This window comes from Haematobacter missouriensis (assembly GCF_000740775.1).
GTDB classification, from domain to species: Bacteria; Pseudomonadota; Alphaproteobacteria; order Rhodobacterales; family Rhodobacteraceae; genus Haematobacter; species Haematobacter missouriensis.
In genome coordinates, this window is sequence record NZ_JFGS01000018.1 from 61,341 (window position 1) to 80,897 (window position 19,557).

Here is a 19,557-nt window from a genome sequence, read left to right on the forward strand (position 1 = left end):
AGCACGGCATGGCCGATGGAGCGAACCGCCGGGAATGGATCGTCACAGGCATGGACTGTGCGTCCTGCGCGGCGAAGATCACACATGCGGTGGAGCGGTTGCCGGGGGTGAGCGATGTGCGCGTGGCGCTGATGGCAGAGCGGCTGACAGCGCATCTTGCCCCCGGCGCGACGGACCCGGCAAAAATCGAGGATACCGTCCGGCGGCTCGGGTTCGGCATCGCAACCGAAGAGGCGGCGGCGCCCCGGAAGAAACCCTTCATCCTCCCCGCCGATGCGCCCCCCATGGACGTGCACCCCCACAGCGGCGATCAAGGACACCACCACGGCGATGCGCCTTCACCCTTGGCCGCAAGCCGTCCGCCGGAAGCTCTGCATCGGAACAGACGCTTGTATCGCACCGCGAAGGGCCGGCTGGTAATGCTGAGCGCGGCTCTGCTGGCGGTGGCCTGGAGCGTGGAGCTGCTGGCCGGGCCGGGCCTGGGCTACCCGGCATTTCTTCTTGCCTGCCTGATCGGAGTCGCTCCCGTGGCGAAACGGGCGCTGGCCGCGCTGCGAACGGGCCAGCCCTTCACCATTGAAAGCCTCATGACCATTGCCGTGCTCGGCGCGCTGTTCATCGGTGCGGTGGAGGAGGCGGCGGTGGTCGTCTTTCTCTTTGCCGTGGGCGAGGTGCTGGAAGGCGTGGCGGCGGATCGGGCGCGCAGCGGCATCCGCGCGCTCGCTGCTCTGGTGCCGAAGGTGGCGCTGCTTGAGACGCCATCCGGCCTACGCGAAGTCGGGGCCGGGACGCTCACGATCGGGCAGATCGTGCTTGTCCGGCCGGGCGACCGGATCCCCGCGGATGGCGAGATCGTCGAAGGCACGAGCGGGATCGACGAAAGCCCCGTCACGGGCGAGAGCGTGCCCCGGACCAAGGGCCCCAGGGAGCAGGTTTTCGCCGGCACCATCAATGTGGAGGCCGCGCTGCGCCTGCGCGTGACGCAGGCGGCCAGCGACAACACCATCGCCCGTATCGTGCGGCTGGTCGAGGAGGCGGAGGAGGCCCGCGCGCCGACGGAACGTTTCATCGACCGGTTCTCCCGCTGGTACATGCCGCTGATCGTGGGGATCGCGGCGCTGGTCATGGTGCTGCCCCCGCTGCTGACGGGCGCGGACTGGAGCACCTGGGTCTATCGCGGCCTTGCCATCCTGCTGATCGGGTGCCCCTGCGCGCTGGTCATTTCCGTTCCCGCCTCCATCGCTTCCGCCCTGTCGGCGGGGGCGCGGCGGGGGTTGCTGATGAAGGGCGGCGCGGTGATCGAAGCCGCCGCCACCCTTCGCCATGCGGCATTCGATAAGACCGGGACCTTGACGCGCGGCGCGCCGGTGGTGACCGATGTCGTCCCCGCGCCAGGCGTGTCGGAGCAGGACCTTCTGACCGTCGCGGCCGCTGTTGAGAGCGGCTCCAACCATCCGCTCGCGCAGGCGATCCTCGCTCGTGCAGGCACGTCAGGCCTCGTCCCGCGGCTTGCGACCGAGGCGCGGGCGATCCCCGGCAAGGGGGCGGTCGCGCGGGTTGACGGGGTGGAGACGTGGGTCTCCTCGCCCCGTTACGCGACGGAGATGACCGGAGTGGCGGACCCCGGCCACGCCACGGCGCTGGAGGCGGAAGGCAAGACGGTCGTCGCGGTCTTTCGCAGCGGCCAGCCGCTCGGCCTGCTCGCGCTCCGGGATGAACCGCGCCCGGATGCGGCAGAGGGGATACGACAGCTCCGCGCGCTCGGGATAGATGCCACGATGCTCACCGGCGACAATCCTCGTACCGCCGCCGCCATTGCGGGGGAGCTGGGCATGGACTTCCGCGCGGAGATGCTGCCGGAGGACAAGCTCGCCGCGATCCGTGGGATGCAGGCGGCAGGGGGCGTCATGATGATCGGTGACGGTATCAACGATGCCCCGGCCCTGAAGCAGGCGGGCGTGGGCGTGGCGATGGGGTCGGGCACGGATGTGGCGCTGGAAACCGCGGATGCCGCCATCCTGCGCGACCGGGTGGCGGACGTGGCGGCAATGGTGCGCCTTGCCCGCGGGGCGATGCGGAACATCCATCAGAACATCGCACTGGCGCTCGGGTTGAAGGCGGTGTTCCTCGTCACCTCCACCCTGGGCATCACAGGACTGTGGCTCGCCATTCTTGCGGATACGGGCGCAACGGTTCTGGTCACGCTCAACGCGCTCCGGCTGCTGCGCTTCAACCCGGAGCGGTGACGGCTTTAGCAGGTTGCCGAAAAAGCCGGGCATCTCCCCGGGGCTTGCGTCGAAAGCCGGAAGATCTCTCCGGTCACAGGCCAGAACCTGCGGTTTCCGGGGCGCGCCTCAGCAATGTGGGGGAGATCCCCGCCCCGGGGCAGCCGCGGAATGCGTTTTCAACGTCCTGGCAGGACAACGACGGCCTCGCTGGTCTGCATCTGGAAGGTCAGGCTCTCCTGAAGGTAAAGCGTCACCTGTTCCGCGTCATGGGAGAGGTAGCCGATGGAGATGTCCTGGCCGAGCCAGAGGTCGAAGTCGCCCCCCCGCGTCGTGAGCACGGCACAGCCCTCCAGCGCCTGGCTCCACACCACCGGCACATCGACGAGTTTCTGGAGGTGGTTGAGCACGGGATAGCCGTCCTCCGCCCCGCCCGTGGCCTCTGTGAAGGCGGCGGTGCCCAGAACCATGGCGTAGGGTCCGTTCACCCCCGCCAGCCGCAGCTCGGTCACCGCACGGGCGACGGCTTCGGGGTAGTCGGCGACATTCGCGGGCAGCGGCACGGCAGGGTTGTCGCTCTCCGGCAGGATGCCCCGTATCCCGGCCTCGGGATAGCCGAGAAACACGAGCCGGTCCTCTGCCAGCGCGATCTGGCGGGCGGCGTCCTTCAGGGGCTGCCAGTCGCTGTCGTTGGAGCCTCGGCCTACGTCGTCGATCGCGGAACGGGTCAGGCTGAAGGGTACGCGCAGTTCGACAAGGGGGTTCACCTCCCGCTGGCGACATGTCACGCCTTCGGCGATGCTGGAGGCGGCCTTCAGGTGCCCGGTGCCCACCGCCGACAGGTCAAACCCCTCCGGCCCGTGGACATCCACCACCCGCCGCGCCCCGAGGTAGCGTTTGAGCGTGCGGGAGGCTTCCTCCTCGATCTGTGCCCAGGCGGCGTCGCTGATCGGGGCCAGCGCGCGGTGAAGATTGTCCATGTCAGTTCCCCTGCTTCAAGCTGCCAAGGCCCAGAGAGCCGTCGCGTCGCACGGCCGGTTGCGTCACCTCGGCCAGTGCGGTGGCGGATGCGGTGGCCGGTGCGGTGATGGTATCCCCCGCGCCGATCATGTCCAGCACATCGCCCGTCGGCACGAAGAACAACCCGCCCGTGACCGCTGTGCTGACATCCAGTATGCGGTCGTAGTTGCCGGGCGGCTTGCCCACGAACATGTTCCGCAGCATGGTCTCGATCCGCCCCGGCTCGCGGGCGTATCCTATGAAATAGGTGCCGAACTCCCCCCGCGCCACGCTGCCGAAGGGCATGTTGTCGCGCAGGATCTCAAGCTGGTTTCCGGCGTCGTCCTCTATGTTCGTCAGAACGTTATGGGCGAAGCTCGCCTTCTTTTCATCGGGGAATTCGATGTCGGACAGCTTCTGGCGGCCAATCACGCGCTCCTGGCTCTCAACCGTCATCGCTTCCCATTTCTGCAGATCGTGAAGGTATTTCTGCACGATGACATAGCTGCCACCGGTGAAATCGCCATCCTCCTCCCCGATCAGCACGGCTTCCGTCAACGGGGTGCCGACCGGATTCTCCGTGCCGTCCACAAAGCCGAGCAGATCCCGGTTGTCAAAATACTTGAACCCCTGCGTCTCGTCCGCGACGGTCGCGAAGGCCGAAAGGCGACGCATGATCTGGCTGGCCAGTTCGAAGCAGTAGTCGGGGCGCGAGGCGCGGATATGCAGAAGCACATCCCCCGGCGTGGCAGGCGCCCGATACACGCCCGCAATTTCCGTGAACGGGTGGAGGCCGGCGGGCCGCGCGCCCATCTCAAGCCTGTCCCACAGGTCCGCGCCAATGCCCATCACGCAGGTGAGCCCGGCCTCCGCGCTGCGGAACCCCACCGCTTTGACGAGTGAGGAGAGATCCGCGCAGATACCCCGGAACGCCTCCAGCGCCGGTGTATCCCGGTTGAGAACCAGCGTCAGGAAGATCGCGCTCCGCGTCAGAGCGCCTTCGACGGGCTGGCTTGCAACAGGCGGCATGGACTTCTCCCTCGCTGGCATCTCTCCCAGAAAATCTCATTCCTCCGCCGGGCGAAACCTTTTTCGAACGCTGGAGCATGTTGAATCTGACTGCTGCGGACGAAGGCCCGGAGAGATCGCGCAGGGGTTCGTGGACGCGGCTCTCTCCCTGCGGGCGGACTCAGGCGACATGCGTTGTTCGGAGCCTGTTCAGGAACTTTCAGAGCGGTATTGCGCCTGCCGTGGTGTTCCATGAGGACAGCACAGCACATCGAACACGGATGGTGCGCGACCCTTGCAGAAGTTGCGGGTGCTTGGCGAAACGCAGTTCAGCAAGGGGGGAGGAGCAGGTCGGATGCCTCTCGGCGGATTAAGACGCAGGCGCATTCATGCAGGTCCGAGCGGATCATCGGGGGGAATAGTCCGCCATGGATCGCGGCCTCCATGCCTTTGAGCTCGAACGTGGGAGGTCTGGAGATCATTCCGCACCGCTCAACCCAGTTGGCCTCAGTTCAAAAGTCACCATGCTCAGGGGCGCGGGCCTGACTGGAGCGCGTTCCACGACTATTGCGAGGCTCATAAGTGCGCGGCAGCTTCCGGATGATTCATCTGTCGGTCAATGGAGGTCGAGGGGCTGAAGATAGAGGGGCTTAGGGACTTCGAACGAAGAACGCCAGTGGCGGCAAGTGGCTCCACTGGTCATCGCTATGCTTGAAATGAAGGTCTGGCGAGCGTGACGGTCCACCGATTTTCGGGTCAGACAGGGCCTGTCCTCGCGGTATTTCTGCCTGCTAATTCTGGAGGACAGCTTGCGCGGTTTGACGAGGGGCTGTCCAGGGCCCGGCCGTCGGGAAGGGCGGCCCCCCAGGGCGAGCCAGCGGGGCCGACTTCTCAGCCTCATGCCAAGCCTGCGGGTGATGGCGGGTCTGTTCCGGATCCGGCTTCAGGCCGAGTTAATCGCGTAGAACGCGCGAGTGGTCCACCGCGGTTTTGGATCCTCGAGCCGGAAGGCACCGTAGCTCATCCGGGTGAGTCGGAGGGCCCCTCGCATGGGAGACACTTGCCTGGAGGTCCACCGTTTGCCGGGGCCGGGGCCGGGGCAGGGGTTGGACCGGTGCTTGTGCGGCCCGCTGCCGTCTCAGCAGATCGCGCTGATGCCGACACGCATGGTCTGCACGTGGAGCTTACGCTATGAGATTTTGTGTGTACCTGCTGCCGCCGAGACATCCAGAGCTACGCCACTGCCGGAGGCCCATGCGGATTGCCATTGACCGATGCTCGTTTAGCAGGCTGCTGAAAAAGTCCTGGAGTGTCATGCTATGCGCCGGAAATCGGAAAATCGGCCCGAAAAGGCCCGGAAGTATATGGATTTCCGGCGGGATTTCGTCTGATGTCGAACGATTTCCACTCCAAGAAGGGCCAAAAAGCCTCTTTTCAGCAGCCTGTTAGGCGGAGCCGGCTCCGCACCGCCCCCTCATGTTTTCGGTCCCTTGCGTGGCGAGGGGCGGGGGCTGCTCCGTGCGATGGCAGGTGAGGAGGCCTGTGTCAGCCATGCGTCGAGACCGCCATTGATACAATGGCGGCGCCGGACGGTATGAGCGCCGCCACCGGACAAAGCTTGCGACCCCCGGTACGGCGCTTCTCGTCACCCTCCCGTCCTTACGTCATGCCGCCCGGCTCGCTGCGCCGACGATGAGGTGATCCGGGCCGTAGGGGAACCGCGTGATATTGTGGCTGCCGGCCTCGCCGATCACCAGGATGTCGTGCTCCCGATAACCGCCCGCGCCGGGCTGGCCTTCGGGGATGGTGATCATCGGCTCCATGCTGATGACCATGCCCGGCTCCAGTACCGTCTCGCAATCCTCGCGCAGCTCCAGCCCTGCCTCCCGCCCGTAGTAGTGAGACAGCACGCCAAAGCTGTGGCCATACCCGAAGCTGCGGTAGCGGAGCAGCCCTTCGGCTGCATACATGTCGTTCAGTTCCGCCGCGATGTCGGAGCATCTGGCGCCCGGCACCAGCAGTTGCTTGCCCCTGTCATGGACACGACAGTTGAACTCCCACAGCCGCAGGTGGGCATCGCTTGCCTCCTCCGCGAACAGCGTCCGCTCCAGCGCCACGTAATAGCCCGCGACCATCGGGAAGCAGTTGAGCGAAAGGATATCGCCACGCTGGATACGCCGCGACGTGACGGGGTTGTGTGCGCCATCCGTATTGATGCCCGACTGGAACCATGTCCACGTGTCCATCAATTCAGCCTCCGGCCAGCTTCGGGCGATTTCGCGCACCATCGTGGCGGTGGAGTGCAAAGCCACCTCATGCTCCGGCACGCCTGTGCCCGTGGCCTCTACGCAGGCCGCGCCGCCTATATCCGCGATCCGCGCCATTTCGGTGATATGCGCGATCTCCTCCGCCGATTTTATCATGCGGAGCCGCATGGCGGGCGCGGCGATGTCCACGAACACAACACTTGGAAAGGCATCCTGCAGCAGATTAAGAAGATCGACGCTCACCTGGTCGAACTCGATCCCCACGCGCCTTGCCGCTCCGATCACCTGTGCGATGGCATGGAAGTAGTTGTCCTTTTGCCAGTCGGTATAGGTGAGATTGCGCCCGAATGTCCGGCGCCATGGCTGGCCCCCGTCGATCCCCGCGCTGATCGAGGTCGCATGCTCGTGATCGACAAGCAACCCATAGCGCCGACCAAACTGGCAGTACATGAAGTCGGCGTAATAGTTGATATTGTGGTAGGAGGTGAACAGCGCCGCGTCTATCCGCGCCTGCGCCATGTAGCTTCGGATCGCCGTCAGCCTGCGCTGCATTTCACCCGCGGAAAATGTCCCCGCCACCTTGCTGCCGTTGCCGGAGAAGTCCTGAAGTCTTTCGCGTTCCATCTGCCATCCTCATTACTTTTTTCAAGAATGGCGGTTCGGATTGCCCACGTCAAAAGAGCATTTATAATAGGCCTATTAGATATTCTCATGTAAGGCCCATGTCGCAACCGCCGCTGACCGCTCTCCGTGCCTTTGAGGCTGTCGCCCGTACCGGAAGCTTCCGGGGCGCGGCCGAGAGTCTGTTCGTCACCCAGCCCGCGATCAGTCATCAGGTCCGGCATCTGGAGGAATGGCTTGGCGCGGCGCTTTTCGACCGGAGCGGGCGGGTGCCCCGCCTCACGCCACGCGGCGTAGCGCTTGCCCGTGACCTCACCACCGCGTTTGACGGGATTGATGCCGCCTGCCGTCGTGCGCGTCCGGCGACGGCTGAGGAGGTGCTGGTCGTAGCAGCGATTCCTTCTGTTGCGATCTGCTGGTTGATCCCGCGTCTGCCCGGCTTCCGGGTGCTTCACCCGGACATCCAGCTTCACGTCATCTACGCGCACCATGGCCATGCCATCGATTTCGCCCGAACGGATCTCGCCTTTACCTTTTCCGACGTGCCGCCCACGGGAGAGGGGCTGACGGCGGAGCGGTTTCTTTCGGGGCGGAGCGTGCCTGTGGCAAGCCCCGCTCTGGCCGAACCGCCGGCTGCACCGCTGACCGCGGAGTGGCTGCTGAAGGCGGGGCTTCTGCACGACAGCGACACGTCCGGCTGGAAGACCTGGTTTGCGCGCGTGGGCCAGCCTGCTCCCGATCGTTTGCCGGGAGCGATGTTTGAGGATTTCAACCTGCTCCGTGCCGCGGCTCTGGCAGGACAGGGGGTGGCGCTCTGCTCCCTCTCCATGATCCGTCCAGATCTGGCGGAGGGGCGGCTTGTGCAGCTCTCCGACATACCGGTGCTGGAGGAGTTCGATTACTATCTGACGCAATCGGCGCTGACCCCGCGCGACGCGCCACGCATCAAGGCGCGACAGGCGTTCCTCTCATGGATTGCTGCTGAGCGGCGCGGCGAGTGAGGGAGGAGAGGTGCGGGCCTTGTCCCGATGACCTGCGGTATGGACGGGCTGGTTCGGAAGACCTGGCGCGTGGCCACCGTCAGGCCCCGGCCTGTCGAGTCCGTGCCCGTCAAGCCTCGCCCGTAAAGCCCCCGGCTCGCAGGCCCCGCCCCTCAGGCCTGAACGGGGCGCCGCCAGGCGAAGAAATCCGCAGGCGCGCGGGACAGCAGGTCGCGCGCCATCGCCTCGCCCATCGCGGCGGCATCGGCAGGCGTGCCGCGCGTTTCCACCGTCAGCCGGGCGTTGCCGTCGGGCGTCAGGATCTCGCCCCGGAAACGCAGAAGATCACCCTCGAATTCCGCAAGTCCGGCGATCGGCGTCTCGCAGGAGCCCTCCAGCGTGGCGAGGAAGGCCCGCTCGCAGGCCATCTGAATTTCGGTTGGCCGATGGTGGAGTGGGGCCGTCAGCATTGCAGCCAGCGCATCCTCCCGCCGCCGCTGAATGACGAGCGCGCCCTGTCCCACGGCGGGCAGCATGTCATCGGCGGAGACAACGGTCTTCGCGTGATCCTGCATGCCGAGCCGGTTCAGCCCCGCGAGGGCGAGGAAGGTCGCGGCGGCCACGCCGTCCCCCAGTTTCCTGAGCCGGGTCTGAACATTTCCGCGAAAGTTCACCACCTGAAGATCGGGCCGCAGGTGCAGCGCCTGTGCCCTCCGGCGCATGCTGGAAGTGCCCAGAACCGCTCCCTCCGGCAAATCGGCCAGCGTCGCCCAGCCGGTCGAAAGGAATACGTCGCGCGGATCCTCACGCTCCAGATGGCAGTCGGAGATGAGGCCCGCAGGCTCCTCTACCGCCATGTCCTTTACGCAATGCACGGCGAGGTCGATGGAGCCGGAAAGCAGCGCCTCCTCGATCTCCTTGGTGAACAGTCCTTTGCCACCGATCTCCTTCAACGCGCGGTCCTGCACGCGGTCGGCGGTGGTGGAGATCACCACGATCTCGAACCGGTCCTCCGGCAGACCATGCGCGGCCATGAGGAGGTTGCGCGTCTCGACCGCCTGCGCCACGGCGAGCGGTGACCCACGGGTTCCGATCTTCAGCGGGACAGTAACGTCTGGCATCGGCAGGCTCCGTATCATGTCGGATCGGATAGCGGCCCAACCCCGGAACCGCAACGGCAATTCCGTGACGTCATACGGAGGTCTTGGTGTAGAGTTCGCGCCCGCACCGCCCCGACCAGCACACCGGCAGGGGTGGCCCGGAGGTACGCGGCCGGGGCGAAGTCCGCGCGCGGGCACCCGCATACGCCATCGACGCGGCCAGACCGAGGGGCAGACCGTTTCCGTCGAACGGTATCCGGGATAGTCGGTGGCAGGGAAGATTGGCAGCTTTGTGAAAAGGGCTTCTCGCCGCGCCTTCGGCTGGAAATCGTTCGAAATCGGAGGAATGCGGCCTTATGGCCAGACGTTCTGGGCCCGTTTCACGATTTTCAGAGCAGAGGGATGACAGTTCAGAACTTTTCCAGCAGCCTCTCGGGGTCCAAGATAATCAGGGCCAGGGATATGGTGCCGTAGCCTTGCCCTCGGCGGCCAGGCGATCAACGACCTCGCGGCGGGCGCCCACGATGTCGCGCATCGGCTCGGCATGGCGGCGAGCGATTTCCTCTTCGGTAAAGGCGGGCACATCCGTCGCGGGATCGCCCCATTCCGCCACCACATAATTCAGCACGGCGGCGATCTCCGCCGGGGAGAGATCGGCTGAATTGATGCCGGGCACATGGGCGATATAGCTCCGCCCCCGGTCATCCGCCGCAAGTGCGGAAATGCTGTCGAGGAAGGTGGGCACCCCGCCCATCTCCGTTCCCTCGCCGGTCATGCCGTGACATCCCGCACACCGCAGGACATAGTTTACATGCGCGGATCGCGCACCCGTCTGGCCTTCTGCCAAAGCGGGCGCCGCCAGCATCGCGGCCGCCACGATCCCCCGCAGCGCGCTTCCCAAGGATTTCCGAGCGGGCGCGCTGAGACAGCGGCGTACCAGCGCCAAGCCCGTGCGTATCGGCTGTCCTTGCGCGGCCTGTATCCGGTCTGCTCCCGCAGTGCCCATTCCCGCCGTATATGTGCGCGAACAGGACCGGGGCCGTACCCGCGACAGTCGCTTCCCTGTGCCGCCTGCCAGCATCAGTTCCGATATCATCGGCTGCGCGCCGCTCTGGTCTGCGGGGGCGGATAACGACGGGCTCCGCCCCGGCCCGTTCGGACGAGCTTGCACAGACCTGGTCATCTCACTCTCCCTTGCGGAGCTTGCGCAGGGCTGCATGGTCGGGGGGAGTGGCGAGCGTGGTCGCCGTGAGCTCCTCCGTCACCGGCTGCGCCAGTCCGTTGAGCGTTTGTAGCACGTAGGAGGCTACCTCCGCCATCTCCGCGGGGGAAAGTTGCGTCTGTTCCGGCATGGCGAGGCCAATGTAATCCACCCCGGCGACGGTGATCCGGCCGGTGAGACCGGAGGCCAGCACACCCGCGATGTAGTCGGGAGCCTTTGGCCCGAGCCGCGTCCACAGTTCGGCGTCCACCAGCGGCGGGGCGAGCCCCGGCGTGCCGACGCCGCCCTCCGCATGGCAGGCCGCGCAATTGTCGGCAAAGAGAGCTGCGCCATCCGCCAGCGCCGCCCCTGGAAGGGCGGCGGCAAGGATGAACGTGGCGATCTTATTCATCCGCCAGTCCCACGACGACCGACACGGTGCAGTGATAGCCCTTGTCGGTATTGGCCATGCACCAGTTGATGTCGTTGTAGAGGCCCATGCGGTAGCCGGGACGCTCGCCCTTCGACGTGTAGCAGGACGTGGCCGAGGAAACCGACGCCTTGCCGCAGCAGTCGTTGTAGGAAACGAGGTAATCCTTATTGTCATCCGGGTTGCGGCAGGTGCCGACCCACGACACGGCAGAGGCGGAAGATCCGGGCGGGCAGGAGGTCAGCGACCCGCCGGAGGTGGAGCACAAGTTGCCGTCGAGCGCGCAGTGCCGCCAGTAATCGCAGGCGTCCTCCGCGGTCTCCGCAGCCTTGGCGCGGCGGTCGAAGGGCAGGATCGGCGAAATGGCGACACCGGCGAGCACTGCTCCAGCCTTGGCAAGGAAGGAACGGCGGCCATGGGTCCGGGCGGAGCTGCGGGCGCCGGTCTCGACTGCCGCGTCGAGTGTCTTGAAGAGCTTGTCGGTCAAGCGGGTCATGGAACGTTTCCCTTTCAGATGCGGGTCCGGGCCGAAGCGCCGGAAGAGAGGTTGGGACATCCACCGCCGGGGGTGGACAGGAGATTCAGGCCGGGGCGGCGGCGAGGCTCTGGATGGACGGGCGGCCGAGTTCCGCGGCGTGGAACAGGCTCTCGAGCTGCTCGCGGTTGTTGACGAGGCCCTTGGCGCGGATCACGCCGTTGCCGTCGATCAGCACTGCGAAAGGCAGCTTCGCCACCTTGAACGTCATCCCGAGGTCGGAGGAGAGCGTATAGGGGAAATCCTGCAACCGCTCCTTGCCGATCATCGCGAGATGCGGTTCCGGCTTGCCATCGGAGGCGAGGACCACGTCCAGCCAATCCCCCTCCGCCCGCGCGGCAGTGCGCAGCGCGGGGACGAGCGCCTTGCAGATCGGGCAGCTTGTCGAGAGGAAGAATACGAGCTGGCTCCGTCCCGATGCACCGCCCAGCGGGACCGGCGCGCCGTTCAGGTTGGGCAGCAGCATCTCCGGCACGCGGGCGCCGATGTCGGGGCCCTTGTCTGCCATCATGGCGCCGACAGGCTGCACCCGCTCCAGCAGAACGCCGATCTGGCGGGCGAGGGCAAAGACGACGGCGATCAGGATCATCACCACGATCCAGAGCGCGACCACCGCGAAGGTAAGAATATTCATCGGTTCTCTCCGTCAGGATCGCGCCGCGAGGCGCATATGGCCGGCATTGGCCAGAAGCCGCTCGACGATGCCATAGACGCACCAGAGCGTAATTCCCGCCGCGAGTGCGACCGCCGCCGCCGCCGGGCCCATCGGCCCTTCCGGCAGCAGAACGACAGCGAGCGCGGCGGCGGCGAGGATGAGGTTGCGCAGGATCACGGGCCGGGAGACGATCTGCGGCGCGCCGCCGCAGCCGCATTCGATCCGGTCTTTTCCCGCGCGGAGCGCCAGTCCCATCGCCACGCCATAGCCCGCGAAAAGCGCCGCCGCGAGCGCGCCGCCCGCCACCCGTGTCCACGGCATGACAAGAAGCGCCACCGCACCCGCTTCTGACGCGATCAGCAGACGGAGGACGACGGCCTCCCGCCCCGGCGGGACAAGACCGTAGCCCGCCACGAAACCGGTGGTTTCGAGGAAGGACTGCGCCTTGTGCCACGCCGCGCCGAGCAGGATCAGCGCCACGAAGGCGGTGAGCGCGCCCGAGAGATAGACGCCTGCCTCCGTCATGGTCACTCCGTCGCCAGAACGAGGCCGACGAAATTGCCCATGTCCTCCGCCTCTCCGGCGAGCTTCGCGGCGAATTTCGCCTCCGGGTCCACCTCGTAGCGGTACAGGGTGTTTTCCTCGGACGCGGCGAAGATCACCGGCATCGCGCCCTGCGTCACGGTGATGGTGTTCTCGGCATGTGCGTTGGAACGGTAGAGGACTTTCTTCGCCTTCACATTGACGGCCCAGATCTCCTCCGCCCCGTCCTTATGGCTGCCGTCCTTGGCGCCCGAGTGCATCAGCACATAGGCCGTGTCGGTGGGCGCGTTGTAGGCGATCACTTCGGATCCACCCGGCGCCCAGTCGCCTTCCACGCCCTCGGTCGCGGCGAATTTGTCCACCAGGACGGCTTTGCCGTCCGCTATCGCGACGTGGTAGAGGTTGCCGTTGAAGGAGGCAAACAGCCAGTCATTGCCCATCTTTGCCGGGTTCGTGAACAATGCGTCCTTGTCGGCGTCGAAAATCTTCTCGCTCTTCACCGGCTCGCCGACCTTGCCTGCGGCATCGAAGGAGAAGACCTGCATCGTGCCATCTCCGCAGAGGCTCAGGAACTTCAGATCCTGCGCGACGGGCAGCGCGCCCCAGCAGCCGGGCGTCGGCACTTCGGCGATCTGCTCACCCTTGGCGAGATCGGCCACGCTGACCGACGTGGCGGGGGTGGCGTTCTGCACCAGCAGGAACTTCGCATCCCCCGCGAGTTGCAGCAGCGCGGGCTGCGGTTCGGCCATGGCCATCTTGTTGGAGACGGTGAACTCGCGCTTGTGGGTCAGCGTGGCGATGTCGAATTCATGGATCACGGCCTCCTGCGGCCCATAGGTGATCCGCGGAGCATAGATAGAGGCGGTGTAGAGCGTCTCGCCGCCGGGAGCGAGCACCATCTGCCCGATGAGGCCCACTCCCATGTTGCCCTTCATCTTGAGGTCGGACGTGGACAGCACGTTGATCCGGGACTGTCCGCTCCAGCTCTGATCGAGGGTAAGGACATTCGGGCCAGGGGCGATGCGCTCCTCCACGGTCAGCTTCTCGGGGGCGATCGCCTCCTGTGCAATGGCCGCCTGTCCGGCAAGGCCCGCACAGGCGGCGCAGATGATTGCTGGGACTCGCATCCGGTCTCTCCTGCGGTTCGTTTGGCCCTTGTTAACGCCTGCGTGACCGCGCGATCTATCCGGGCAGAACGATAAAATTCGCCTAATTTGCGGGCATCTGAAAAAAATCCAGCGACGTTTCGCCGCGGCCCGGCTTGCCCATGTGGCGCTGCGGGCGCAGGCCGAACGCATGACACCGACGTATCGCCACACTCTCTGCCACGCCATCGAGGAGCTGGAATGCGGCATGCCTGGATGGGAGCAGCGCTACCACCCGGTCGCACCGGGCGGAGTTCTGGGAGAGATCAGCAGGCTCGATTTCGGCACCCTCTCCATCTACTGCGAGGAGATGCAGCGCCTGACGCTCAACAGCTTCTCCATGCCGGAAGGGCGGCTGGCGGTGTATTTCCTGCTCGGGGGAACTGAAGGTGGCGGCTCGTCGCTGCTGGAGGCTGGTTTCGCCATGACGGCCCGCTGGCTCACCATGCTGCAACGCCCGGGCGTGCGCTGCATATCGGTGGAACTGCCTGTCGATCTTCTTCCGGCAGCGAAGGAGGTGGGCGCCCAGCTTGGATATTCCGGCGTGTTCCACCATCAGTCGAAGGGAGGCATCGCGCAGACGGGCCAATGGCTCGACTTTCTCATCTCCCCCACGGACGGCGCCTATAGCCGGGGCAATGCCTCGCTTCTCGCCATCGCGCCCGGGCTCATTACCGACCGGCTTACATTGTGGTTCGAGGAACGGGTCTGGGCGCGCAAGCGCCGGGAGGGAACCGCGCGGGCCTTTGCCGCGACGCTGGACTGGCTTGCTGCGGCGGAGGCGGTCGATATGACCGTCACGCAGCTTTCGGCCGCGACGGGGTTTGACAGCCGCACCCTTCGCCGCGCGAGCATGGCCGAGGCCGGGCTTGGGCTTGACCGGCTGCTTACCATGCAGCGGTTGAACCTTGCTCGGCGGGCGCTTCTCACCGCGCGGGAGACCGGGGGGCGGGAAAGGGCTGCGAAAGTCTCGGACATCGCCCTCGACCACGGGTTCCTGCACTGGGGTCGGTTCGCGGGGCAGTATCGCGCCATGTTCGGCGAGCGCCCGACAGACACGCTCCGCGGGCGCCTTGCATTGGCGGGGGAGTAGTCACTCCTCCGCACGCGGTATGGCCGCCCTGTCCATGGCGGCGGTCGATACCGCCGCGTTGGTAGTTACTCCTCCGCGCGCAGTATGGCCGCGGGGCGCGCTGCCAGCGGACGGATCGCAAAGGCCAGGCTCGCGGCCAGTGTGGCGAGCGCGCCGCCCAGAACGACAGCAAGCGCCGGCCCGCTGGCGGGGCGGTAGCTCTCTTCCATCACCAGATGCATGACGAGCCATCCCGCCAGCAGCCCGAAGCCGAGGGCCACCACCCCCGTCGCGCCGCCGGTCAGCAGCGCGCGGAGCGCGAAGGACCACAGGATTCTTCCCCGCGTCGCGCCCAGCACCTTGAGCAGTGCCGCCTCTCTCGCCCGTGCCCGCTCCCCCGAAGCAGCGGCGCCGATCAGCACCACGGCCCCGGTCAGAAGCGTCACGCCCGCCGCCAGCACGATGGCGCGGGCCACGAGCGTCAGCGCCTCGCCTATGCGGGCCAGCGCCTCCCGCACGGGGATGGCCGTCACATTGGGCCAATCCCCTGCAATGGCACGGAGCACTCCCGCCTCCGCTTCCGGCGCGGCATAGACGGTGGCAATGTTGGTGTGCGGCGCGCCGGTCAGCGCGGCGGCGTTCAGGATCAGGAAGAATCCGATTCCGTCCCGGCGATAGTCGACGTCGCGAAGGGAGGTGATCGTCGCCTCAATGTCGCGGCCGAGAATGTTCACCGTCAGCCGGTCCCCCAGTGTCAGCCCCAGCTCCGCCGCTTCTCTTGCGGCGAGGCTGGCCTCCGGCGGACCGCTGTAGTCGGCGGGCCACCATGCTCCCGCGACAAGCCGCGTGCCCTCCGGCGGGTCGGCGGCATAACTCACGCCCCTGTCGCCGCGCAGAACCCAGTGGTCCCCCCCGACGGATCGCGCGTCGCGGCCGTTGATCTGGGTGATCACACCCCGGAGCATGGGCGCGGTCTGCAATCTCTCCACGGCGGGGAGGGCAGTCAGGCGGGCTTCCAGCGGGCCGATCTGGTCGGGCTGTATATCCACGAGGAAGAAGGCGGGCGCGATGCGCGGCAGGTCGGCCGAGATGGCGTTGCGCAGGTTCGCCTCCACCTGTCCCACCGCAGCCAGGACCGAGAGGCCGAGGCCGAGCGACAGGACGACAGCGCCCGCATCGCTCCCCGGACCGCCGATTTGCGCCAGCGCCGCGCGGAGCATGGGCCGCCCCCGCGCGACCCGCGCGCCCGCCAGCCCGCGTGCGAGCCAGCGGAGCGCCCGCGCCACGCACCACAACAGCGCCAGCGCCACCGCGATGCCCGCCAGCGTGGCAAGCGTCAGGCGCGGCTCTCCCGAAAAGCCCACGGCGGCCCCGATCAGTGCCAGCACCAGCAGCGCGAGCAGTCCGAGCGTCGCCGTTCCCGGGAGGCTCCGCCGGGCCGGGCCGGTGTCGCGGTAGAGCAGCGCAGGCCGCACCGACGCCATCCGCCCGAGCGGCAGCAGGACCGCGATCGTGGCGATGAGCGCGCCATAGGTCGCCGCCTCCGCCATGGCGCGGGGGGAGGGGGAGAGCGCGATCTCCACCGGCAGCAGGCCCCGGATGAAAGGGGCCGCCGCCAATGGCAGCAGGGTGCCGAGCACAAGCCCGCCCGCAATCCCCAGCGCACCGATCAACGCCAGTTGGAGCAGGAAGGCCGCGCGGATTTCTCCGCCCGTCGCGCCGAGCGCCTTCAACGTGGCGATCGTCCCGGTCTTGCGCGCGATCCACGCCCGCGTCGCCGCAGCGATCCCGACGCCGCCGACGGCCAGCCCCGCGAGGCCGAGCAGGATGAGGAACGAGCCGATGCGGCTGACATGACGTTCAACCCCGGGCGCGGCGCGGCGGCTGTCCTGCCAGCGGATGCCCGCCCCCTCGAACCGCGCCTTGGCGGCGGCTTCCAGCGTGGGAAGATCGGTGTCCTCCGGCAGCAGCATCCGATATTCGGCGTCGAAAACGGAGCCGGGGGCGAGGAGCGGCGTCTGCAGCACCGTCTCCGACCGGACCAGCGTGCGGGGGGCAAGGGCGAAGCCGCCCGACGTATTGTCCGGCTCCCGCACGATCCGGGCGGAAAGGCGGAAGGTCACGTCCCCCACGGCGAAGCTGTCTCCGGGGGCAAGGCCAAGCCGGTCTGCCAGAACTCCGTCCATCGCCGCACCGGGCAGGCCGTCCCGCAGGGCGAAGACGTCGGCGACCGGCATCGGCGGCTCGACCTCCAACTCCCCCGCCATGGGCCAGGCGGCGTCTACCGCCTTGACCTGCGTGAGCGCGACATCCTCACCCGCGCGCGCCATGGAGCGGAACTCCAGCACTTCGGAAAGACGGATGGCGTGGTCCTCCATCCATTGCCGTTCTTCGGGCCTTGCGGTGCGATAGGTGAATTCGATCTGCGCATCGCCCCCCAGCAGGGCCCGCCCCTGATCGGCCAGCGCATCGGTGATGGCGGACCGCACCGTTGCCAGCGCCGCGATGGCGGCCACGCCGAGGATCAGGCACAGGAGGAACACGCGGAAGCCGGACAGGCCGCCGCGAAGCTCGCGCCGGGCGATCGTCCAGGCGATCGGGGGGAAAGGGCTCATGCGGCGGGGACCATATCCGTGGTGTCGATGCGCCCGTCCGCCAGCCGGATAAGCCGGTCGCAGCGCGCCGCCAGCTCCGGCGCATGAGTGACGAGCACCAGCGTCGCGCCATGGCGGTCGCGAAGGTCGAAGAGCAGGTCCATGATCTGCGCCCCCGTGCGCCCGTCGAGATTGCCGGTCGGTTCATCGGCGAGAAACAGCTCCGGCCGCGGTGCGGCGGCGCGGGCCAGCGCCACGCGCTGCTGCTCGCCGCCCGAAAGCTCCGCGGGATAGTGGCCCTCGCGGTGCGACAGGCCAACGGCGGCAAGCTCCGCTGCGGCGCGGTCGAAGGCATCCGCCTCTCCCGCGATCTCAAGCGGCAGGGCTACGTTTTCGAGCGCCGTCATCGTCGGGACGAGGTGGAACGACTGGAACACGATGCCCATCCGTCCGCGGCGGAACCGGGCCAGCCCATCCTCATCCATCCCCGACAGATCCTTGCCGAGCGCGGTGACCCGGCCCGCGGTCGGCCGCTCCAGCCCGCCCATGAGCATGAGGAGCGAGGACTTGCCCGACCCGGAAGGTCCGACGAGCCCCATGCTCTCGCCCCGGTCAACTTCCAGAGTGATGCCCCGCAGGATCTCGACCCGGCCCGCGTTTCCGGCGAGTGTAAGCTCCACATTATCCAGCTTGAGGACTGCTTCGCCCATGCTCTCCGACCCCGCCGCCTTGCCCATGTCCGCCCTTTTCCCGCTGTCTCTCTCGCGTCTTGCCGGGTGCTTCGCCCATGCGGCAAGGGCTTTGCGATATGACGCGGGAAACGTGATCGGCAAGCTCGCGATTGTCGCAGCCTTGACAATGCCGCTGCCTGCCGGAGCGGCGGACAGGCTGCAAATAGTGGCGCTCGGCGACAGCCTTACGCAAGGGTACGGGCTGCCGCAGGACGAAGGGTTCGTGCCGCAGTTGCAGGCGTGGCTCGACGCCAAGGGCGCGGAGGTGACTGTGGTGAACGCAGGTGTCTCGGGCGATACAACGGCGGGCGGGCTTCAGCGGCTGGACTGGTCGCTCACCCCTGATACGGATGCGCTGATCGTGGCGCTTGGCGGCAACGACTTGCTGCGGGGCCTGCCCTATGATGCCTCCCGCGCCAATCTGGAGCGCATCCTCGGCGCGGCGGGCGAAAGGGGGCTGCCGGTGCTGCTGATCGGCCAGACCGCGCCCGGCAACTACGGCGCGGATTACAAGGCGAAGTTCGACGCGATGTGGCCCGCGCTGGCGCAGGAGCATCACACGCTTCTGGTGACGGATTTCCTTGGTCCGCTGACGGTGATGGACAGCGACGCGCGGGTGGCGGCGGGTGTCATGCAGCCCGACAACCTTCACCCCTCCGCCAAGGGCGTCACGCTGGTAGTGGAGCATATCGGCCCCGCCGTTCTGGAGTTGGCGGAGCAGGCGCGGGCAAAGCCCTGACAGGCTGTGCCTTTGGGTCTCCGTTGGGTGGAGATCATTCGCAAACTGGCGAAGTCCAGCCAAAGATCAACGCATTTCGGGGCCAGAACCAGAGCATGCCCCCTGACGGCAGGGGTTCTCCGGTTCCTGCCCATCGACCAAACCAATCCGCGCGGACGCCAGGTGCTGCCGCATGGTTTTGCCGGCCAAATCTAGCAGGCTGCTGAAAAACTCCGGTCTCGATGCCCATCGGAGAACATGGTTCATCGCCCCCACGGTATGACGGAGGTGGCGATGCGGGGATCGGACGAGGTAACGGGGTCTCTGTTCAGCTATGTCGATCTTGAGAATCGCATCCCGTCCCGGCGCTGCGCAAGATCAGATCCGTCGTCAACGATGCCCTGCGTTCACTGGATGCCGGGTTCGATTGGCTTTATGCTGGTGAGGGCCGCCCTTCCATCGCGCTGGAACGCTCGATCCGCGCCAGCCTGTTGCAAATCCTCTACTCGATCCGTTCCGGGCGGCAGCTCATGGAGCAGATGGACGACAACCTGCTGTTCCGGTGGTTCGTAGGCCTCGGAATGGATGACGCGGTGTGGGTGCCCACGGTGTTCACGAAGAACCGCGACCGGCTGCTGACACGGACATGTCCCGCAAGATCATGGCTGCCATCCTGGCGCCTCGGGAGGTGGCACCACTGCTGTCCGACGATCACGTCTCGGTCGATGGCACT

Annotated in this window: 16 protein-coding genes and 1 pseudogene; 5 read left to right on the plus strand and 12 right to left on the minus strand. The window is 66.8% G+C overall.

Features of this window, described 5'->3' with window-relative positions; genetic code table 11:
• The first annotated feature begins 8 nt into the window (after positions 1-8).
• A complete protein-coding gene (locus CG51_RS11935) occupies positions 9-2,246 on the plus strand; it encodes a heavy metal translocating P-type ATPase (protein WP_035745311.1) in 2,238 nt (745 codons plus the stop codon).
• A gap of 158 nt (positions 2,247-2,404) precedes the next feature.
• On the opposite strand, the gene CG51_RS11940 is transcribed toward CG51_RS11935, so the two are convergent.
• The 3 genes from CG51_RS11940 to CG51_RS11950 all read right to left on the minus strand — a co-directional run bounded on the left by CG51_RS11940 (position 2,405) and on the right by CG51_RS11950 (position 7,123).
• Positions 2,405-3,205, minus strand: coding sequence for a family 1 encapsulin nanocompartment shell protein (locus CG51_RS11940; protein WP_035745313.1), 801 nt, complete (start codon positions 3,203-3,205; stop codon positions 2,405-2,407).
• A gap of 1 nt (position 3,206) precedes the next feature.
• Positions 3,207-4,253 (minus strand): Dyp-type peroxidase, encoded by a 1,047-nt coding sequence (locus tag CG51_RS11945; RefSeq protein WP_035745316.1) that lies wholly within the window; start codon positions 4,251-4,253, stop codon positions 3,207-3,209.
• A 1,643-nt stretch (positions 4,254-5,896) separates the two neighbouring features.
• On the minus strand, positions 5,897-7,123 hold the full coding sequence (locus CG51_RS11950; RefSeq protein WP_035745318.1) for an aminopeptidase P family protein: 1,227 nt from the start codon (positions 7,121-7,123) through the stop codon (positions 5,897-5,899).
• Between the two features lie 98 nt (positions 7,124-7,221).
• On the opposite strand from CG51_RS11950, the gene CG51_RS11955 reads away from it, so the two are divergent.
• On the plus strand, positions 7,222-8,121 hold the full coding sequence (locus CG51_RS11955; protein ID WP_035745320.1) for a LysR substrate-binding domain-containing protein: 900 nt from the start codon (positions 7,222-7,224) through the stop codon (positions 8,119-8,121).
• Between the two features lie 152 nt (positions 8,122-8,273).
• On the opposite strand, the gene hemC is transcribed toward CG51_RS11955, so the two are convergent.
• The 7 genes from hemC to CG51_RS11990 form a co-directional block, all read right to left on the minus strand.
• Complete coding sequence (hemC, locus tag CG51_RS11960; RefSeq protein WP_035745322.1) at positions 8,274-9,221, minus strand: hydroxymethylbilane synthase; 948 nt, start codon at positions 9,219-9,221, stop codon at positions 8,274-8,276.
• A 427-nt stretch (positions 9,222-9,648) separates the two neighbouring features.
• Positions 9,649-9,975, minus strand: coding sequence for a cytochrome C (locus CG51_RS19195; protein ID WP_143412870.1), 327 nt, complete (start codon positions 9,973-9,975; stop codon positions 9,649-9,651).
• 409 nt (positions 9,976-10,384) lie between these two features.
• The gene (locus CG51_RS11970) at positions 10,385-10,813 is read right to left on the minus strand and encodes a c-type cytochrome (protein ID WP_051930499.1); all 429 of its coding nucleotides are present in this window, start codon (positions 10,811-10,813) and stop codon (positions 10,385-10,387) included.
• On the minus strand, positions 10,806-11,327 hold the full coding sequence (locus CG51_RS11975) for a methylamine dehydrogenase light chain (protein WP_035745324.1): 522 nt from the start codon (positions 11,325-11,327) through the stop codon (positions 10,806-10,808). The genes CG51_RS11970 and CG51_RS11975 overlap by 8 nt, the downstream gene beginning before the upstream one ends.
• Before the next feature lie 85 nt (positions 11,328-11,412).
• Positions 11,413-12,000, minus strand: coding sequence for a redoxin family protein (locus tag CG51_RS11980; protein WP_035745327.1), 588 nt, complete (start codon positions 11,998-12,000; stop codon positions 11,413-11,415).
• 12 nt (positions 12,001-12,012) lie between these two features.
• Entirely contained in the window at positions 12,013-12,546 is a 534-nt protein-coding gene (locus tag CG51_RS19200; protein ID WP_051930501.1) for a MauE/DoxX family redox-associated membrane protein, read from the minus strand.
• 2 nt (positions 12,547-12,548) lie between these two features.
• The gene (locus CG51_RS11990) at positions 12,549-13,691 is read right to left on the minus strand and encodes an amine dehydrogenase large subunit (RefSeq protein ID WP_051930503.1); all 1,143 of its coding nucleotides are present in this window, start codon (positions 13,689-13,691) and stop codon (positions 12,549-12,551) included.
• A 169-nt stretch (positions 13,692-13,860) separates the two neighbouring features.
• On the opposite strand from CG51_RS11990, the gene CG51_RS20950 reads away from it, so the two are divergent.
• A complete protein-coding gene (locus CG51_RS20950; protein ID WP_084695162.1) occupies positions 13,861-14,802 on the plus strand; it encodes a helix-turn-helix domain-containing protein in 942 nt (313 codons plus the stop codon).
• Positions 14,803-14,867: 65 nt separating this feature from the next.
• Here the strand turns inward: CG51_RS20950 and CG51_RS12000 are convergent, their stop codons facing one another.
• Together CG51_RS12000 and CG51_RS12005 are read right to left on the minus strand one after the other, a co-directional pair.
• Positions 14,868-17,396 (minus strand): ABC transporter permease, encoded by a 2,529-nt coding sequence (locus tag CG51_RS12000; RefSeq protein WP_035745331.1) that lies wholly within the window; start codon positions 17,394-17,396, stop codon positions 14,868-14,870.
• A complete protein-coding gene (locus tag CG51_RS12005; protein WP_035745334.1) occupies positions 17,393-18,085 on the minus strand; it encodes an ABC transporter ATP-binding protein in 693 nt (230 codons plus the stop codon). The genes CG51_RS12000 and CG51_RS12005 overlap by 4 nt, the downstream gene beginning before the upstream one ends.
• On the opposite strand from CG51_RS12005, the gene CG51_RS12010 reads away from it, so the two are divergent.
• Entirely contained in the window at positions 18,084-18,845 is a 762-nt protein-coding gene (locus CG51_RS12010) for an arylesterase (RefSeq protein WP_416171702.1), read from the plus strand. The two genes, CG51_RS12005 and CG51_RS12010, sit on opposite strands and share 2 nt — an antisense overlap.
• Before the next feature lie 273 nt (positions 18,846-19,118).
• Positions 19,119-19,557: pseudogene (locus tag CG51_RS19555) on the plus strand (transposase); the annotation flags it as partial.

Coding starts and splice junctions, on each gene's coding strand:
- hemC (WP_035745322.1), bottom strand. CDS start 9,221: ATGCCAGACGTTACTGTCCCGCTGAAGATCGGAACCCGTGGGTCACCG.
- CG51_RS11955 (WP_035745320.1), top strand. CDS start 7,222: ATGTCGCAACCGCCGCTGACCGCTCTCCGTGCCTTTGAGGCTGTCGCC.
- CG51_RS19200 (WP_051930501.1), bottom strand. CDS start 12,546: ATGACGGAGGCAGGCGTCTATCTCTCGGGCGCGCTCACCGCCTTCGTG.
- CG51_RS12000 (WP_035745331.1), bottom strand. CDS start 17,396: ATGAGCCCTTTCCCCCCGATCGCCTGGACGATCGCCCGGCGCGAGCTT.
- CG51_RS11935 (WP_035745311.1), top strand. CDS start 9: ATGGCCGATGGAGCGAACCGCCGGGAATGGATCGTCACAGGCATGGAC.
- CG51_RS11945 (WP_035745316.1), bottom strand. CDS start 4,253: ATGCCGCCTGTTGCAAGCCAGCCCGTCGAAGGCGCTCTGACGCGGAGC.
- CG51_RS11975 (WP_035745324.1), bottom strand. CDS start 11,327: ATGACCCGCTTGACCGACAAGCTCTTCAAGACACTCGACGCGGCAGTC.
- CG51_RS20950 (WP_084695162.1), top strand. CDS start 13,861: ATGACACCGACGTATCGCCACACTCTCTGCCACGCCATCGAGGAGCTG.
- CG51_RS11940 (WP_035745313.1), bottom strand. CDS start 3,205: ATGGACAATCTTCACCGCGCGCTGGCCCCGATCAGCGACGCCGCCTGG.
- CG51_RS11970 (WP_051930499.1), bottom strand. CDS start 10,813: ATGAATAAGATCGCCACGTTCATCCTTGCCGCCGCCCTTCCAGGGGCG.
- CG51_RS11950 (WP_035745318.1), bottom strand. CDS start 7,123: ATGGAACGCGAAAGACTTCAGGACTTCTCCGGCAACGGCAGCAAGGTG.
- CG51_RS11990 (WP_051930503.1), bottom strand. CDS start 13,691: ATGCGAGTCCCAGCAATCATCTGCGCCGCCTGTGCGGGCCTTGCCGGA.
- CG51_RS19195 (WP_143412870.1), bottom strand. CDS start 9,975: ATGACCGGCGAGGGAACGGAGATGGGCGGGGTGCCCACCTTCCTCGAC.
- CG51_RS12005 (WP_035745334.1), bottom strand. CDS start 18,085: ATGGGCGAAGCAGTCCTCAAGCTGGATAATGTGGAGCTTACACTCGCC.
- CG51_RS11980 (WP_035745327.1), bottom strand. CDS start 12,000: ATGAATATTCTTACCTTCGCGGTGGTCGCGCTCTGGATCGTGGTGATG.
- CG51_RS12010 (WP_416171702.1), top strand. CDS start 18,084: ATGCTCTCCGACCCCGCCGCCTTGCCCATGTCCGCCCTTTTCCCGCTG.